The organism is Brevibacterium limosum (genome assembly GCF_011617705.1).
Classification (GTDB): domain Bacteria; phylum Actinomycetota; class Actinomycetes; order Actinomycetales; family Brevibacteriaceae; genus Brevibacterium; species Brevibacterium limosum.
Window position 1 is genome coordinate 3,842,759 of sequence record NZ_CP050154.1, and the last position, 16,181, is coordinate 3,858,939.

Sequence of the window (16,181 nt, forward strand, 5' to 3'; positions counted from 1 at the left end):
ACCCCGAACATAGGTCACCAACGGATGCTTCTCGCGCCCGCTCGAAAGTATCCGTTTGCGACCTATGTTTGCGGCGACCGGTCGGGCAGTGACCGGAAGGAGGTTTTCCCGACCCCACTCATGGGATAGCAGGATGGGACGCCGATGGTCCGCGTCGATAGCGTCGAAGCATGACTTCGACGGACTTCTCGTACCCCCAGCCCACCGATGATGAGCTCGCGGCACAGCAGCCCCGGGTCCCGAACCCTCCCGCCCAGCCGATCTATGCCTCTCCGCACCCCGACGACCTGGACCATGCGCACGATGCTGGCGCGACGGCTCGAATGGATGGTGACGCCTCGGCGAAGTCGCCGACACTGGGCAAGGCGGCGTTGACCCTCTCGATCGTCGCCATGGTTCTCAGTCTGGCCGCCTCGGCGATTCTGGGAGCCACCGCCGGGCCCTCCGAGGCGGCGTCCGGCTACTACTTCACCGACACGCCGGACTGGTATCAGACCCTGGCGACCGTGCTCGTCGGGGTCCAGGGCCTGTGCACCTGCGTGGGCATCACGGGCATCGTGCTCGGCATCGTCTCCACGGTCACCGGGCGGGGCCGGACACCCGGCATCATCGCCATCGCAGTGGCAGCGATTGCCCCGTTCGTCTCCTTCGGCACCTTCGTCGCCCTCAGCTTCATCTTCGCCTGACACCGCTCTCGCCCGTCACTGCCCTTACCTGTCTCCGCCGAGAGACTGGCTGCAGGAGGCCAAGGCGTCGGTGCCGCGGCAGCAGCAGCCACGGTCGTTCAGATGGCCGACGCTCATGCCTGCAGCCTGAGTCTGAGCACGGCAGAGTTTCGAGAGCGCTCGGGTCGCCCCGCGGACCCTGAACCCCAAACTCAGGTCGCAAACGGACACTTCTGAGCCGGCGAAAGTATCCTTAGTGACCTATGTTTGAGGCGGCTGGTGGCCTGGTGCCGTGCACGCGCCTGCCGTCCGAATTCCGAACCAGTCATTGACACCGCCTCTCCCGCGATGCACGATTGAACAAATCGATTTGGCCGCTGGATTTCAGGCCGATCACGATGTGCCTCGAGGAGCAGTGCCATGCCCGCAACACCCGATCCGGACAAATCCGACAGCACCGCCGGCAACGACGCCGACACCGCCGTCGAAGCAGACACAACCCCATCCGCGGACACCGACGCATCCGGCACGGCCGTCCACCCCGTCGATCAGCTGCGTCCGATCCGCAACCTCATCCCGTTCGCCATTCAGCACGTGCTGGTCATGGTGGCGACTCCGATCTCGTCGGTGTTCCTCATCGCCACCGCACTGGGGCTGGATGGGCAGACCACCTCGGCGGTGCTGTCGGCGGTCTTCGTCTTCTCCGGTCTCGGGTCGATCCTGCAGTCGGTGGGCGTGTGGAAGATCGGCGTCCGACTGCCGTTCGTAATGCTTCCCGGTGGGGCGGCGACGATCCTGTTCATCACGATCGCGCAGGGCACCGATGTCGAGACCGCGGTCGGTGCGGTCCTGCTCACGGGTGTCTTCTACATCCTCGCGGTGACGCTGTTCGTCAAGGTGCTCAAGTTCTTCCCGCCGCTGGTCATCGGGATCGTGGTCATCGTCATCGGCATCAACCTCGTCCAGGTGACCGGCAAGCTCATGGTCGGCGAACCTGATTCGCCGGACTTCGGCGACCCGCAGAACCTGCTCCTCGGCCTCATCACAATCGTCATCACCGTGCTGTGCTTCCGGTTCTTCCGCGGAATGCTCGGCAAGCTCTCCGTGGCCGTCGGGCTCGTCGGCGGCACCATCGTCGGCGCGCTCATGGGCGCCACCGACTTCTCCGGCCAGACCGACGGCCCGCTGTTCGCCGTGCCGACCCTCTTCCCCTTCGGCTCGCCGAAGTTCGATCTCATCGCCGCGATCCCCATGCTGCTGTGGGCGCTGGCGTCGATGGCCGAGGCGACCGGACAGACGATCATCAACGGCGAGATCGTCGGCAAAGAGGTCGAACCCCACCGCGCGGTCCCCCGCCTCATCCGCTCCGACGGCATCATCACCGTCCTCGGCGGCCTCTTCGGCACCCCGGCGATGGTCACCAGCGGCGAGAACGTCGGAATCGTGCGTGCCTCGGGTGTGCGCAGCCGATACGTGACCGCGATCGCCGGAATCCTCCTCATCCTCATCGGCCTCAGCCCCGTCGCACGCATCCTCAACGGTGTGCCCTCGGCCGTCGTCGGCGGCACCGCCGTGGTCGTCTTCGCGATCATCGCCGTCCTCGGCATCCAGATGCTCGCGAAGATCGATTTCAATCAGACGGGCAACCTCATCACGGCCACCGTCGGCCTGGCCGCAGGACTCATGCCGGTGCTCATTCCCGGCATGTACTCACAGCTGCCGCAGAGCGCATCGTCCCTGTTGGGAAGCGGTGTCGCCATGGCTGCGTTCGTCTCCGTGCTGCTCAACCTGCTCTTCCACCACACCGGCAAGCGCAATCGGCACCCGAAGGCCCGGACCCCGATCGCCGATCCGAGCAAGCTCGACCAGAGACCCGCCGACTACCGGATCTGAGGTTCGGCCAGGAACCGAAGTCCCAGCTCGAGTATCCAGCTCAGTCCCTGCGCCTGTCCGGGGATACGCCGGCCGTTGATTCCCTGACGACAAGGGCAGGGCCAGATGAACCCGCCGAGGCGGCCGACCCGGAATCGTCCGCCGCGGCGGGTCCCCTGTCGCCGCCGACAAGGGCTGCTCCCGCATTCGACGCGTGGTCGCCATCGAGAACGGTCACTAGCATCTCGACCGCCGCACTCGAGATCGCCTCGAGCCCGAGGTCGACGGCGGTCAGCGGCGGATTGCTCGTCCGGGCGCGCAGACCGTCGTAGCGAGTGGCGACGAGCAGGTCTTCGCCGACCGTCCGACCGGAGTCCTGGGCGGCCCTCACCGCGCCGGTGGCGAAGGTGTCGATGGGGGCGAGCACCGCGTCGATGTCCGGGTGCTCTGCCAACAGCCTCTTCGTGGCGGAGAAGGCTCCGTCTTCTCCGGAGGTCTCATCCGCCTCGGCGATCAGCGGTGTGAAACTGCGGGCTGCGGCGGTCTCTGCGTAGACTTCGCGGGCCGCTGTCTGGGCGCCGCGCAGGCTGCGGCTGACCAGCAGCGCCGGCTGTGCGGCGCCCTGCTCGACGAGGTGGTCGAGCAGCAGTCCGGCTGTCGCCCGGTGGTGCAGGTCGATGCTCCACTTGCTGTCGGCCCCTGCTTCGGCATCTCCGGCCTGATCGACCGGCAGTCCGCCACCCGCGCCCGGCCCGACTCCCGCACCTGGTCCGCCACCCGGGCCCGGCCCGTCGATCGTGACGTAGGGGATGCCACGGTCACGCAGCGCCTCGGCGAGGGGGTCGTCGACGGTCGGCTCCAGGAGGATCGCCCCATCGATGTCGAGCAGGTCGACGGGATTGGTCTCTTCATTCGGCGGAGCGAGGGCGAACACATAGCCCTCGAGCAGCGCGGTTCGCGCACACCCCATGGCCAGTTCGGTGAAGAAGCCGAGTTGGGAAGGCCCCGCGGAGACGGCTGCCGGCATCGACGACAGGAGGGCCAGGGTCTGCGACTTACCCGATCGGAGGCTCTGGGCTCGGACGCTGGGCCGATAGTTCAGCCGGTCGGCGACCTCTTTGACCTTGGCACGGGTGGCGGCGTTGACCTTCCCCTGACCGCTGAGCGCATGCGAGACCGTCGTCCGCGAAACACCGGCCTCATGCGCCACATCGGCGATCGTGACGCGGTGTGCGCGTGGGAAGTCAGACATGGAATCAGCCTACTTCACGCCTGGCAACCGCCCTCACGCCTGGACGATGACGATGATGCCGGAGACGATGGCGAAGCCGAGCACGATATAGCGCAGCACCGGCCCGTCGAGGCGGTGGTGGACGTAGCGGGAGAGGAACGATCCGACGGCGAGGAACGGCAGCATCCACGCTGTCGTGATCATCGTCTCCGTCGACACCTGCCCGCTGAAGGCCAGCACGATGAGCGAGATGACCTCACCGACGAGGAAGCACACCGCCACCGTCGACCGCAGCTCCGGCCCCGGGCTGTGCTGATAGGCCAGCGCATAGGGCGGCCCGCCGATGCCCGTCGAAGTCTCGGTGACTCCGGTGACGAGCCCGACCGTCGCGAGCACCGGCTTGTTCGGCGTGAATTTCGGCGCCAGCAGCGCGACGACCGCGGCGATGAGCGTCGACCAGCCGATGAGCAGCGCGAGCTGGTGGAGGTTGACGATGACGAGGATCCACAGACCGGCGAATGTGCCCGCAAAACGCCCGACACTGATCCATTTCACCCCGGTCCAGTCGATATGCTCCCGCTCCCGCGCGGCGATGTAGAGGTTGAGCGGGATCATGAGCACGAGCAGCATCACCGGGATGAGACTCGGGTCGATGAACGTCACGACCGGGGCGAGGAGCATCGCGAACCCCATCCCCGTCGATCCCTGCACGAACGCGGAGATGAGGACGACCGCGGCGATGATCGCGAACGCGAGCATCGACATCAGAAGTCATCCCTCGCCGAGGCGGCTGCTCCGTGCAGTTCCGACGTCGGCTCGTGCTCGGCCATCCATTTCGCTCTGTGCTCGGTCGCGCTCGGGTCGATGCGCGTGATCGGTGAGTTCTCTACGACGCGGCGGGAGACGTCTTTCGCCTGCTCGAGGAATGCCCTGCCGTCCCAGTCGACTGGCCAACCGTGTTCGAGGCGCAGCTTGCCGTCGACGATGACCGCTTCGATCTGGTCGCGATTGGCCAGGCGCACGAGTTCCCACGGCACATCCCACGAGGGCACGAACTCCGGGGTGTCGATGTTGAGAACGAGCAGGTCGGCACGGGTGCCGGGCGAGATCTCTCCGATCTGCCCGCCCAGTCCCACGGCGTCGGCACCGCCGCGCAGACCCTGTTCGAGCCAGGTCCAACCGCCGCCGGCGGAGGAGTCGATGACGTCCATTCCGCCGGTGAGTCGCTGGGCGGTCTCGGCGGCGTCGAGGAGGCGGAAGGCATCCGAACGGGTGCCGTCGGTGCCGAGGCCGATGCGCATACCGAGCTCGTGCATGAGCAGAGCCGGCGCCACTGCGTTGCCCTTCCACGAACTCGCGACCGGATTGTAGGCGATCGCGCCCCCGGAGTCGCGCAGCAGTCGGATCTCGCGCGAGGTGAGCAGCGTGGCATGAGCGGCCAGCAGTTCCGGCCCCAGAGCCCCGAGGCGGGCCAAGCGTTCGAGCGGGCGTTCACCGCTGGAGATGAGGGAGCGCTCGACGGCGACGATGTGTTCGTTGAGGTGGGTCTGGAAGGGCACCCCCGCGCCTCGGGCCATCTGCGTGATCTCCACGAGCGCCTCGTCGGAGGCGCCCTCGGGGATGGACACGGCCAGGGAGGGATGGACGAGGGGCTCGGCGTCCCACCTGTTCAGATGTCTATCGGCGGCGGCGACCACCTCGGCGACGGTCGAGGTGCGCACTCCCCCGCCGAGGTCGTTGCAGATGACGCCGAGCACGCAGCGCAGGCCGACGTCCGCTGTGACGTCGGAGATCGCGGAGACGTCGACGCTCGAGCGGGTGCCGGCGTCGGCGACGGTGGTGAAGCCGCCGCGCAGGGACTCCCAGGCTGCCAGTCGGGTGGCGACGTCGATGGCTTCGGCGTCCATGTTCGACTCCATCGGCACCCATACGCGCTGGAAGATCTCCGAGGGTTCGCCGAAGACGAGGGACTTGCCGAAGGTCTGCGTCAGGTGGTGGTGTGCGTCGATGAAGCCGGGCATGAGCAGGCGTCCGGGCAGGTCGATGCGGGTGAATCCGGCTGCTCGGTCAGCACGGAGATTCGGATCGTCGGCATCGGCACCGATGAGCAGCGATTCGGCCTGGGCGGCCACCTCGGCGAGGGGACCGACGGCAAGGATCCGACCGTCGTCGACGAGCACCGCATGGCCGGTCTGCGCGCCTTCGGGCAGGAGGACCTTCTCCGGGACGAGCAGGGTCGGGGATTCGTGGAGGCCGCGCAGCTGAGTCATGGGGTCCTTTGCGCTCGAGGGTGGGCCAAATCGATTTGGCTAAGTCCAGTCTACGGCCCCCCGTGGGCAGGGTCAACGGGATCTCCCAGGAGGATCGCCGATTAGAATGAGGGGATGACAACCCTGCCGCTCACCCCCGCCTCGGCGGATCATGGGCACCTGCATTGCGGCTATTTCGAGCGCGGGGAATGCCGTTCCTGTGCGCTCCTCGAGACCTCTTACGGACAGCAGATCACGGACAAGGAGGCCTGGTGTCGGGAAATCCTCGCCGAGGCGGCCCCGCGGGAATGGCTGCCGACCTTCGCCGGCGGAGTGCGGGGCTTCAGGAATCGGGCGAAGCTCGCCATCGGAGGTTCGGCCGGGCGGGTGACCTTGGGCATCCTCGATCAGGAGTTCCACGGCGTCGACCTGCGCGAATGCGGGATTCAGGCTCCGGCGATCCGAGCTGTCATTCCGGTGCTCGCGAACTTCCTCGATGCCACCGGACTCGAGCCCTACGATGTCTCTGCTCGTCGCGGAGAGTTGAAGTTCGTCCATGTCACGGCGGCTCCATCGGGTGAGCTGATGATCCGGTTCGTCGTGCGCACTCAGCATGGTCTGGACGTGCTGAGGTCGCGGCGAGCGCGATTGATCGAACGTGTGCCGGATGCCTCGGTGGTGTCGGTGAATCTGCTGCCCGAACACAAGGCGGTCCTCGAGGGCAGTCGGGAGGAGATGCTTCGCGGCGAGTCGCTGCGGATGAACCTCAATCGGGTCGATCTGCATCTGCGGCCGCAGAGCTTCTTCCAGACGAACACGCACGTGGCTATCGGCTTGTACAACCAGGTGGCCGAGTGGGTGGACGCGGTCGAGTCTGCGAATCTGTGGGATCTCTACTGCGGTGTCGGTGGGTTCGCGCTCTACTGTGCGACCCCGTCCCGTCGGGTCACCGGCGTCGAGGTCAGTGAGCAGGCGATCGAGTCGGCGAAGATCAGCGCCGGTGAGCTCGGTGTCGATGCCCGGTTCCTCGCCGGCGATGCCACGGAGTTCGCCGAGGCGAACTTGGTCACCTCAACCGATGCGACCGGCCCTGCCGGCGTCGAACGTCCGGACTGCGTGATCGTCAACCCGCCTCGGCGAGGGATCGGTGCACGGCTGTCGGCCGCGCTGGAGGGTTCCGGACTCGAGCACATCGTCTACTCGAGCTGCAATCCCACCTCTCTAGCGAAGGACCTCGCACGGATGCCCAGCTATCAGGTGGCTCAGGCGCGGATCTTCGACATGTTCCCGCACACAAAGCACCTTGAGGTCGCGGTGCTGCTCGAGCGGCGGTGAGGCCGGTCCGCGGGGGACGGCAGCGTCGGTGCTCTACCGCGAGAAGACTCACACTCTGCCGTTTCCGTCCTCAACCATGTGGTGATTCGTCACGGAGCGCATAGACTCGTCAGTCGCACGGCCCCACGAACGTCCCAGTTCGCGGGGCCTGTTGCGTAATCTGCCGATTCCGACCAACCGCCCCGACTACTGCTCATGCCTGCCACCGAGGCGGCCATGAGTCCGGAGACCACGATGACGATGCTGAACTCACCCGCCCCTGGACCCGCAAGCAGCACTGCAGGCGGATCCGATCGCTCAACTGCGACCGCCTCCTCGAGCGGGTCCGACGACCCTCCCCCTGCTGACCGGACCGGGACCGAGCCCGGTCCGGGCGACGGCCAGACTGTATTTGCCGCGGCCACCCGCTCGAACCGGGTCGGAAAAGTGTTCGTGTGCTCGGTCGCCATCGTCATCGCGTTCATGGTGTGGGCGACGATCTCTCCTGACGCCCTGGCTGGGATCATGACGCGGGCGATGACCGCGGTCTCCACCGGATTCGGCTGGATCTACCTCGTCGTTCCCTTCGCCGCGATCGCGATGCTGGTGTGGTTCGCCGCCAGCCGCTTCGGTCGCCTCCGCCTCGGCTCATCCGATTCCCGCCCCGAATACCGGACGATCACCTGGTTGGCGATGATCCTAGCCGCCGTGATGGGAATCGGTCTGGTCAGCTATGGAGTGGCCGAACCGATGTCGCACTTCATGGTTCCGCCCCACGGTCTGGCCGAGCCGGAGACCATGGACGCGGCGATTCGCGCGATGCAGTTCTCCTACCTCGACTGGGGCTTCCAGGCCTGGGCGATCTTCGGCGTCTTCGGACTGGCGATCGGCTATTCCACCCACCGGAAGGGTCGTCCGGCACTCGTGTCGACGATGCTGCGCCCCGTCCTCGGCCGATTCGTCGACGGCTGGGTCGGCAACGCGATCGACATCCTCACCATCATCGCCACACTCTTCGGGACGACGACGTCCCTGGGCCTCGGCGCCTCGCAGATCGGCGAAGGTCTCAACACGATCTTCGGCATCGACTCCACCATCATCCTGCAGATCCTCGTCATCTCCGTCCTCACTCTCCTCTTCACCGGGTCGGCCCTGACCGGAGTGAGCCGCGGCATCAGATACATCTCACAGATCACCTTGACCATGGCGACGTTGCTCGGGCTTTTCGTCTTCGTCACCGGTCCCAGCGGCTTCATCTCCAACCTGTTCGTTCATTCCGTCGGCGCGTTCGCCGGCGACTTCATCGAACTGAGCTTCATGACACCCACGAACGCCGAGGACAGCGAATGGATGCTGAGTTGGACGTACTTCATGATGGCGTGGTGGCTGTCGTGGAGCGCGTTCGTCGGCATCTTCCTGGCGAAGATCTCGAAGGGCCGCACGATCCGTCAGTTCGTCGCCGGAGTCCTTCTCGTGCCGAGCGCCGTATTCTTCGTCTGGTTCACCGTGATGGGCGGTTCGGCGATCAAGTTCGACCTGGACGGGGCCGGAATCGGTGAGGCGACTCAGGACAACTTGGACACCGCGTTCTTCAGCCTGCTCGACCAGCTGCCGCTGTCCATGCTCGCCTCGGTCTTCACGATCATCATGGTGATCCTGTTCTTCGTCTCCTCAGCCGACTCGAACACCTTCGTCCTCAGTTCCCTGTCCTCGCGAGGGTCCTTCGCTCCCCGGCGCCCGGTCATCGCGACCTGGGGCTTTCTCACCGGAGCCTGCGCGATCGTGCTGCTCCTCGTGGGCGGGCTGCAGGCTCTGCAGCAGGCGGCGATGCTCTCGGCGGTTCCGTTCACCGTCATCGTGGTCATTCTCGGCATCGCACTGGTCAAGGAACTGCGCAGCGACCACCAGATCGTCGAGGAGGTCGCACGCGAACGGCGAGTCCTCGGATTCTGACACTCCGTCGGCAAGGACTTTCAGCTGCGGCAGCCGAAGCAGGTGGCGTGACCAGAACTGAACAATGTCACCGCAGCTTGGCGGTCACCTCGGCGGCGGCGGTTCTGACCCGCTCGATCAGAGATTCGGTGTCCTCTGGCAGGGTCTCGGTGACGAACGAGAGGCCGATGGCCGCGATCGGGCGACCGAGCACGTCGAAGACGGGAGCCGCGATCGTCGAGATTCCGGGGGTGACTTCCCCGTGTTCGATCGCACTGCCGGTCCGTCGTTCCTGGGCGAGGACCGCGTTGAGCGCCTTCACCGAGTTCGGGCCTTTGCCGGTTCGAGTGACGAACTCGGTCTCGGACTGCAGCATCGCGAGCACCTCGGACTTCGGCAGCTGCGCGAGGATCGCCCGTCCGGTCGCCGTGAGGTAGCTGGGCATGCGCACCCCGGTGGCGGTGATGAGTGCGACGGATTTGAGCGACTGCTCCTTGAGCACGTACTCCGTCTCCCAGCCGCGGATGACGGCGAGCTGTGCGGTCGTGGCCGTATCCTCGGCGAGCTGACGGACGATCGGCTGCGCCAACCGCTGCAGGGGGTTCGTCCGCAGGTAGGACGACCCGAGCTCGTGCACGCCGGCTCCCAGCACATACCCGGATTCGGTTCGCGCCACGAGCCCGAGTTCCTCGAGCACGGCGAGGATGTCGTACGCGCTCGACCGGGGAATATCGAGGGACCGGACCAGCGCACCGGCCGTGATCGCCCGGTTCGACGACGCCATGTGCCGCAGGATCGCGATCGCCCGCCGCAGTGCGGGAACCTCAGCCACGACTCAGCCCTCCATCTCCAAGGCTGCGAAGGCCTGCGCGTAGAGTCCGGAGATATCGCCGAGGTCGGTGTGCACTCCGTCGCGCACGCGGACCCGGCCGCCGCTGACGGTCAGATGCACATCCGCCGAGGTGGCCGTGAGGATGATCTGTTCGTCCAGTGATCCCATGGTGCGCATGCTGTCGGTGCGCAGGGCCACGAAGTCACACGCCTTCCCGACCTCGAGCGAGCCGACGGGAAGCTCGAGGCTGTGCGCCCCGCCTTCGGTCAGCGCCGTGATGAGTTCGGCTGGGGAGAAGCGTCCGCGCTGTCCGGAGCGCAGGCGTTCGCCAGCCTCGAGTCCCTGAGTCTCCCGCAATGCGTCGAGGACGACGTGCTGGTCGGAGCCGAGCGAGATCACGGCTCCGGCGTCGGCGAGTTCCCGCGCCGGTCCGATGCCGTCGGCGAGGTCCGCCTCGGTGCACGGGCACATGACGATCGTCGAGCGTGAGCCTCCGAGGAGCGCGATGTCCTCATCGCTGAGGTGGGTGGCGTGAACGGCCGAAAGCCGGTCGTCGACGGCTCCGGAGCGGGCGAGCACCTCGGTCGGGGTGGCACCGTACGCGGCCTGGCAGGCTTCGTTCTCCGCCGGCTGTTCGGACAGGTGCACATGCACGGGCCCGGTCAGTTCGGTGAACCTCGGCAGGTTCGCGGCGGGCACGGCGCGGATCGAGTGAATGGCCGCCCCCACGTGCACGAAGCTCTCACCTGGAGCGTTGACGGGAAATTCCTGCGCGAAGGATTCGGCGAGGGCAGAGTGCCGGTCCATATAGCCGTCGATCGTGCCGTCGCCGAATCGGGCCTGTTCGACCGAGAGTTCGGCGTCGATGGCGCCGGTGAGGTAGCAGGTGTCGAGCAGTCGAATCCGGATCCCCGCCGAGGCGGCCGCCCGTGCCAGCGCTCGCTCCATCGCGTGGGCCCGAGGCCCGGCACCGGCGTCCGCGTCCCCGCGGGGACGTTCGGTGTGGTCGTGCGCCTCGGCGACCGGATCCGCGCCGTCCCTGTGGGGACGGTCGGTTCCGTACGGCGTCCCGTCCTGGTCGTGGTGGATGTAGTGGAATTCGCCCACCGAGGTGTACCCGCCGGCGAGCATCTCGGCGAAGACGGCACGGGCTACGGTCTCGTAGGACTGCGGGTCGAGTTTCGCGGCGACGGAGTACATGACCTCGCGCCAGGTCCAGAAGGTGCCGCCGTCACCGTGGGTGCGGCCGCGCAGCATCCGGTGGAAGGCATGCGAATGCGCGTTGACTCCGCCGGGCAGAACGAACCCGTGTACCGCCTCGGCGTCGGAGGGTGCGGTGTCGATCCCGGTTTCGACGGCGGTCAGCGTTCCGGCGTCATCGGCGCTCAGCAGGACTCCGCGGGCGACGGCTCCGTCGACCCAGGCGGATTCGCACCAGTAGCGGGTGCTCATTGCGCACCTCCTGTCGTCGGGCTTCCGGCGGCACCGTCGGCGAGGGCGTCTTCGATCCCGAGTTCGCGGGCGAGCACCTTGACGAGCGCATCGACTCCGGCTCGCTGATCGTCGACCTCGCAGGCTTCTTCGGGAGCGTGGGAGACACCGGTCGGGTTGCGGACGTAGAGCATCGCCGAGGGCACATGGGCTGCAAGGATTCCGGCGTCGTGCCCGGCACCTGAGGGCAGCAGCGGCGCATCCGGCAGCACCGAGGTCAGGCGCGAGTTGAGGTCGGCGGTGAAGTGGGTCGTCGGCGAGTACGACTCCTGCGAGATGCTCACCTCGACCCCGCCGTCGGAGGCGTGATCGCGGGCCCAGCGGCTGATGGCCTCGAGCACCTGATCGACGACGGCGTCGTCGGGGTGGCGGATGTCGAGCCAGAAGCTCATGGCAGAGGCGATGACATTCGTTCCGCCCGGATGGATGAGCGTACGGCCGACGGTTGCCACGGCGGTCGCGTCAGTGGCGGCCGCTAGGGTCGGGATATCCCCGATCACTCGGGAGGCCGCGACCACCGGGTCGGCGCGATGACTCATCGGCGTCGTGCCGGCATGGTTGCCCTGACCGGAGAAGGAGAAGTGCCACCGCCCATGGCCGATGATCGAGGAGCCGATGGCGACGGCCTGATCGGTGCCCACCAGACCCACGCCCTGTTCGACATGGAGTTCGATGAAGGAACCGATTCCGGCCAGCCGAGACTGGTCACGCCCGATCCGATCCGGATCGAGGCCATAGCCACGGGCGACGTCGGCGAAGGTGTCACCGGCTGCGTCCTGGAGACCGAGTGCCCGGTCGGCGTCGATGGCACCGGTGAGCAGTCGCGAACCGAGGCAGGCGACACCGAAGCGTGAGCCTTCCTCCTCGGGGAACACGGCGAGCGCGAGGGGCCGGGTGGACCGTTCGAGTGCACCGGAGGCCTTGAGCACGTCGAACGCCGCCAGCGCCGAGGCGACGCCGAGGGGCCCGTCGAACTCACCGCCGCCGGGGACGGAGTCGAGGTGGGATCCGGTGACGACGGCATTCGCGCCCTGCGGGGTCGCCCATGCCCAGGTGATGCCGTTGGCGTCGATCTCCGTGTCGAGACCGCGGCGGGCCGCCTCGGCGAGGAACCACTCACGCAGTTCCCGCTCGGTGGCGGAGAACCCGGGCCGCTGGTAGCCCGGGCCGCGGGTATCGCGGCCGGTGTCCTCGATCTGGCTCAGCAGCGAGACGACATCGCTCATTACAGTTCACTCCGTTCGAAATCGGTCGGATCCGGTCGACGACCGGCCCCTGCCCAGGCCGGCCGGGTAAAGGCGGGCCGCTGTGCAGACCGGGCTCGGGTGGGCCAGCCGCATTGCAGGATGGGCCCCGAATCGGTCTCAGTCCTGGTGGGTGGTGGCGGCGTCCGTGCCCGATGCTTCGGCTGCGGCTTCGAGATTGCCCAGCGCCGTGAACTCGGGGTCGTTGACGGCCGGTCCGCCGCCGACCGGCTGCCAGGTTCCGGCAGCGGAGGTGACGGTGTGGTTCAACGGTGACACCGACTCCGCGGCGGCGACCAGCGTCCCGTCCTTGACCTTCGCGATGGTCTCGGCGAGTTCGGGCGAGAGGAACCGGTCGGGGCCGGGTCCAGGCACGGTCTCGCGAATCGCTGCGATCACGGCTCCGGTCACCGGCGCCGGTGCTGCTTCCCGCATATCGCAGGCTCGGGATGCGGCATAGAGTTCGATGCCGACGACGGAGGCGAGGTTGTCGACGACCTTGCGCAGCTTGCGTGCGGCCGACCAGCCCATGGACACGTGGTCTTCCTGCATCGCCGAGGACGGGATCGAGTCGACCGAGGCCGGTGTCGCGCCCCGTTTGGCCTCCGAGACCATGGCCGCCTGCGTGTAGTGGGCGATCATCAGGCCAGAGTCGACTCCGGCATCATCGGCGAGGAACGGGGTGAGGTTCTGGTTGCGGGCGACATCCATCATCCGGTCGGTGCGACGCTCGGACATCGAGGCGACGTCGGCGGCGACGATGGCGAGGAAGTCCAGGGCGTGGGCCAGGGGTGCGCCGTGGAAGTTGCCGTTCGAGGACACCATTCCGTTGGTGAGCACGACCGGGTTGTCGATGGCGGCGCGCAGTTCGCGCTCGGCGACCTGGGTGGCAAACGCAACGGTATCGCGGGCGGCACCGTTGACCTGCGGGGCGCAGCGCATCGAGTACGCATCTTGGACGAGGTGGGTGGAGTCGCGGTGGCTGGCGGTGATGCCCGAGTCGGCCAGCGAGGCGAGCATGTTCGCGGCCGAGGCGGCCTGGCCGTCGTGCGGACGCAGCGCGTAGTGGAGTTCGGGAGCGAAGACGGCGTCGGTGCCGAAGAGTCCTTCGATGCTCATGGCCGCGGAGACGTCGACGGCGGTGAGCAGGTTCTCCAGGTCGGTCAGGGCCATGATGAGCATGCCGAGCATCCCGTCGGTGCCGTTGACGAGCGCGAGGCCCTCCTTCTCGGCTAGCGTCACCGGGGTGATGCCGGCGGCGGCGAGGATCTCATCGGCGGGGCCTGCCACTCCGTCGGGTCCTTCGGCCACGCCTTCGCCCATGACGACGAGCGCGCAGGCCGACAGTGGCGCGAGGTCGCCCGAGCAGCCCAGCGAACCGTATTCGTGGACGACCGGGGTGATGCCGGCGTTGAGCAGGTCGACGTAGGTCTGGAGGACCTCGGCGCGGACGCCTGCCCGGCCGGTGGCGAGCGTCCGGGCGCGCAGCAGCATCAGCGCCCGCACGACTTCGCGTTCGACGGGTTCGCCGACGCCGGCGGCGTGGGAGCGGATGAGGGATTTCTGCAGCTGAGTGCGCAGTTCGGCGGGGATGTGCCGCTGGGCGAGTGCCCCGAATCCGGTGGAGACACCGTAGACGGGCTTCTCGGCCTGGGCGAGGGCGTCGATGGCCTCGCGGTACTTGTTCACTCGGGCCAGTGTGGCCTCGCTCAGGGAGACCTTCGCGTCGTGGCGGGCGACGTCGACGACCTGGGCGAATGTGAGGGTGTCGGGGTCGAGATCGATGAAGACTGACATCTGGGACCTTTCGGTTGCTTGAGTGAAACGTTCGTGTGGTGCTGTTATGCGCTTCGTGTGGTGGCGTTAGCCGGTGAAAGCGCGGAAGTGCCCACGACGCCTGTGCGTCTCAGACCTGTGGGCGGTTGTCGACGATGAGCTCGCCGCCGGAGTAGACGCGTTCGACCAGTTGGACACCGGGCCGGTAGGCCAGGTGCCGGCAGCTCGGCGCGTCGAGGACGGCGAGGTCCGCACGGGCTCCCACACCGAGGTGGCCGACGTCGGTCCGCTGCAGAGCGTTGGCTCCGCCGGCGGTCGCCGCCCACACCGCCTGTTCGACGGTGAAGTGCATATCGCGGACGCCGATGGCGATGACGAACGGCATGCTGTTGGAGAACCCGGAGCCGGGATTGCAGTCGGTGGCGATGGCCAGCGCGACTCCGGCGTCGACGTAGCGGCGGGCGTCGGGGTAGGGCTGGCGGGTGGAGAACTCGATGCTCGGCAGCAGGGTGACGACGGTGCCCGCCTCGGCGAGGACGGCGAGGTCCTCATCGGAGGCGAAGGTGGCGTGGTCGACGGACACGCAGCCGAGTTCGGCCCCGAGCTTGAGCGCCCCACCCTCCGTGAGCTGATTGGCGTGCAGCCGCGGTTTCATTCCGACGGTCTTGCCGGCGTCGATGATCCGCCGCGTCTGATCCTCGGTGAAGGCCCCGGTTTCGCAGAACACGTCGATCCACTTCGCCTTGCCTTCGGCTGCCGGGATGATCTCGTCGACGACGAGGTCGACGTAGCGTTCCGGATCGTCCTTGAACTCGGGCGGGACGACGTGGGCGGCGATGAGCGTCGATTCCGCGGTGTGCCGGTTGATGATGTCGAGGGCCTGGATCTCATCGGCAACGGTCAGTCCGTAGCCGGATTTGATCTCGAAGGTCGTCGTTCCCTGCCGCCTCGCCTGGTCGAGGAGGTGGACGAGGTTGGCTTCGAGTTCGGCCTCGGTGGCGGCGCGGGTGGCGGCCACAGTGGTGGCGATGCCCCCGGCCGAGTACTTCTGCCCGGCCATCCGGGCGGCGAATTCCTCGGACCTGTCACCGGCGAAGATGAGGTGATTGTGGCTGTCGACGAAGCCGGGGATGACGGCCTTGCCGCCGAGGTCGGTGGTTTCGACTTCGGCCAACCCGCCCACCGAGGTGACTTCCCCGTTGACGATGTCATCGTCGTTGACCGTGGCCACATCGGCCCGCGGGGATGCTGGAGCATCCGCATTGGCATCGACGAAGTGCTCCTGCAGCGCCGTGTCCGCCTCAGCGGACGGTCCGGACCAGACGACTCGACCGTCGTCGATGAGCAGGGCGGCATCGGTGATGACGCCGAGTTCTCCGAGTGCATCGAGGTCGTTGACGACCAATTCGCTGATCCCGGTGATGAGCTGCATGACGGTCGGCCCTTTCCGATCGAGAGTGGTTCCCTCTCAGTATGGACGCACTCGATGGCGGGGCAGAACCGCTCTCGCCGATAATTGTCCGATATTTCGGACAATCGGCGTTCTAGGCACATGCCCGCGATCCGGGACCGTGC

The 16,181-nt window shown here is 67.2% G+C and carries 12 protein-coding genes; 4 read left to right on the top strand and 8 right to left on the bottom strand.

Going from position 1 to position 16,181, the window contains the following annotated elements; all coding sequences use genetic code 11:
* Positions 1-170 precede the first annotated feature (170 nt).
* Together GUY37_RS17210 and GUY37_RS17215 are read left to right on the top strand one after the other, a co-directional pair.
* Positions 171-686 carry a hypothetical protein gene (locus GUY37_RS17210; protein WP_166828197.1) on the top strand — a complete coding sequence of 172 codons (516 nt, stop codon included), beginning with the start codon at positions 171-173 and terminating at the stop codon, positions 684-686.
* A 399-nt stretch (positions 687-1,085) separates the two neighbouring features.
* Positions 1,086-2,558: a uracil-xanthine permease family protein gene (locus GUY37_RS17215; protein WP_166828200.1), complete on the top strand. Its 1,473-nt coding sequence runs from the start codon at positions 1,086-1,088 to the stop codon at positions 2,556-2,558.
* A 40-nt stretch (positions 2,559-2,598) separates the two neighbouring features.
* On the opposite strand, the gene GUY37_RS17220 is transcribed toward GUY37_RS17215, so the two are convergent.
* From GUY37_RS17220 to GUY37_RS17230, 3 genes are read right to left on the bottom strand one after another with little or no spacing between them, the layout of a single operon-like run.
* The gene (locus GUY37_RS17220) at positions 2,599-3,789 is read right to left on the bottom strand and encodes a LacI family DNA-binding transcriptional regulator (RefSeq protein ID WP_166828203.1); all 1,191 of its coding nucleotides are present in this window, start codon (positions 3,787-3,789) and stop codon (positions 2,599-2,601) included.
* 33 nt (positions 3,790-3,822) lie between these two features.
* Positions 3,823-4,533 (bottom strand): sulfite exporter TauE/SafE family protein, encoded by a 711-nt coding sequence (locus GUY37_RS17225; RefSeq protein ID WP_166828206.1) that lies wholly within the window; start codon positions 4,531-4,533, stop codon positions 3,823-3,825.
* Entirely contained in the window at positions 4,533-6,038 is a 1,506-nt protein-coding gene (locus GUY37_RS17230; RefSeq protein WP_166828209.1) for an amidohydrolase family protein, read from the bottom strand. Before GUY37_RS17230 ends, GUY37_RS17225 begins: the two co-directional genes overlap by 1 nt.
* Before the next feature lie 114 nt (positions 6,039-6,152).
* On the opposite strand from GUY37_RS17230, the gene GUY37_RS17235 reads away from it, so the two are divergent.
* Positions 6,153-7,352 (top strand): methyltransferase domain-containing protein, encoded by a 1,200-nt coding sequence (locus GUY37_RS17235; RefSeq protein WP_208094712.1) that lies wholly within the window; start codon positions 6,153-6,155, stop codon positions 7,350-7,352.
* A gap of 195 nt (positions 7,353-7,547) precedes the next feature.
* Positions 7,548-9,284 (top strand): BCCT family transporter, encoded by a 1,737-nt coding sequence (locus GUY37_RS17240; RefSeq protein ID WP_228278236.1) that lies wholly within the window; start codon positions 7,548-7,550, stop codon positions 9,282-9,284.
* A 67-nt stretch (positions 9,285-9,351) separates the two neighbouring features.
* On the opposite strand, the gene GUY37_RS17245 is transcribed toward GUY37_RS17240, so the two are convergent.
* From GUY37_RS17245 to hutI, 5 genes are all read right to left on the bottom strand, one after another.
* A complete protein-coding gene (locus GUY37_RS17245; RefSeq protein ID WP_166828212.1) occupies positions 9,352-10,095 on the bottom strand; it encodes an IclR family transcriptional regulator in 744 nt (247 codons plus the stop codon).
* 3 nt (positions 10,096-10,098) lie between these two features.
* Positions 10,099-11,547 carry an amidohydrolase family protein gene (locus tag GUY37_RS17250; RefSeq protein WP_166828215.1) on the bottom strand — a complete coding sequence of 483 codons (1,449 nt, stop codon included), beginning with the start codon at positions 11,545-11,547 and terminating at the stop codon, positions 10,099-10,101.
* Positions 11,544-12,812, bottom strand: a complete 1,269-nt coding sequence (locus GUY37_RS17255) for an allantoate amidohydrolase (RefSeq protein ID WP_166828218.1) — start codon at positions 12,810-12,812, stop codon at positions 11,544-11,546. The genes GUY37_RS17250 and GUY37_RS17255 overlap by 4 nt, the downstream gene beginning before the upstream one ends.
* A gap of 138 nt (positions 12,813-12,950) precedes the next feature.
* The gene (gene hutH, locus GUY37_RS17260) at positions 12,951-14,627 is read right to left on the bottom strand and encodes a histidine ammonia-lyase (protein WP_166828221.1); all 1,677 of its coding nucleotides are present in this window, start codon (positions 14,625-14,627) and stop codon (positions 12,951-12,953) included.
* Between the two features lie 109 nt (positions 14,628-14,736).
* The gene (gene hutI, locus GUY37_RS17265; protein ID WP_208094713.1) at positions 14,737-16,038 is read right to left on the bottom strand and encodes an imidazolonepropionase; all 1,302 of its coding nucleotides are present in this window, start codon (positions 16,036-16,038) and stop codon (positions 14,737-14,739) included.
* Between the last annotated feature and the right edge of the window lie 143 nt (positions 16,039-16,181).

What these genes read in the sequence shown, in the direction of transcription:
- GUY37_RS17210 (WP_166828197.1), top strand. Translation starts at nt 171, where the DNA reads ATGACTTCGACGGACTTCTCGTACCCCCAGCCCACCGATGATGAGCTC.
- GUY37_RS17215 (WP_166828200.1), top strand. Translation starts at nt 1,086, where the DNA reads ATGCCCGCAACACCCGATCCGGACAAATCCGACAGCACCGCCGGCAAC.
- GUY37_RS17220 (WP_166828203.1), bottom strand. Translation starts at nt 3,789, where the DNA reads ATGTCTGACTTCCCACGCGCACACCGCGTCACGATCGCCGATGTGGCG.
- GUY37_RS17225 (WP_166828206.1), bottom strand. Translation starts at nt 4,533, where the DNA reads ATGTCGATGCTCGCGTTCGCGATCATCGCCGCGGTCGTCCTCATCTCC.
- GUY37_RS17230 (WP_166828209.1), bottom strand. Translation starts at nt 6,038, where the DNA reads ATGACTCAGCTGCGCGGCCTCCACGAATCCCCGACCCTGCTCGTCCCG.
- GUY37_RS17235 (WP_208094712.1), top strand. Translation starts at nt 6,153, where the DNA reads ATGACAACCCTGCCGCTCACCCCCGCCTCGGCGGATCATGGGCACCTG.
- GUY37_RS17240 (WP_228278236.1), top strand. Translation starts at nt 7,548, where the DNA reads ATGCCTGCCACCGAGGCGGCCATGAGTCCGGAGACCACGATGACGATG.
- GUY37_RS17250 (WP_166828215.1), bottom strand. Translation starts at nt 11,547, where the DNA reads ATGAGCACCCGCTACTGGTGCGAATCCGCCTGGGTCGACGGAGCCGTC.
- GUY37_RS17255 (WP_166828218.1), bottom strand. Translation starts at nt 12,812, where the DNA reads ATGAGCGATGTCGTCTCGCTGCTGAGCCAGATCGAGGACACCGGCCGC.
- hutH (WP_166828221.1), bottom strand. Translation starts at nt 14,627, where the DNA reads ATGTCAGTCTTCATCGATCTCGACCCCGACACCCTCACATTCGCCCAG.
- hutI (WP_208094713.1), bottom strand. Translation starts at nt 16,038, where the DNA reads ATGCAGCTCATCACCGGGATCAGCGAATTGGTCGTCAACGACCTCGAT.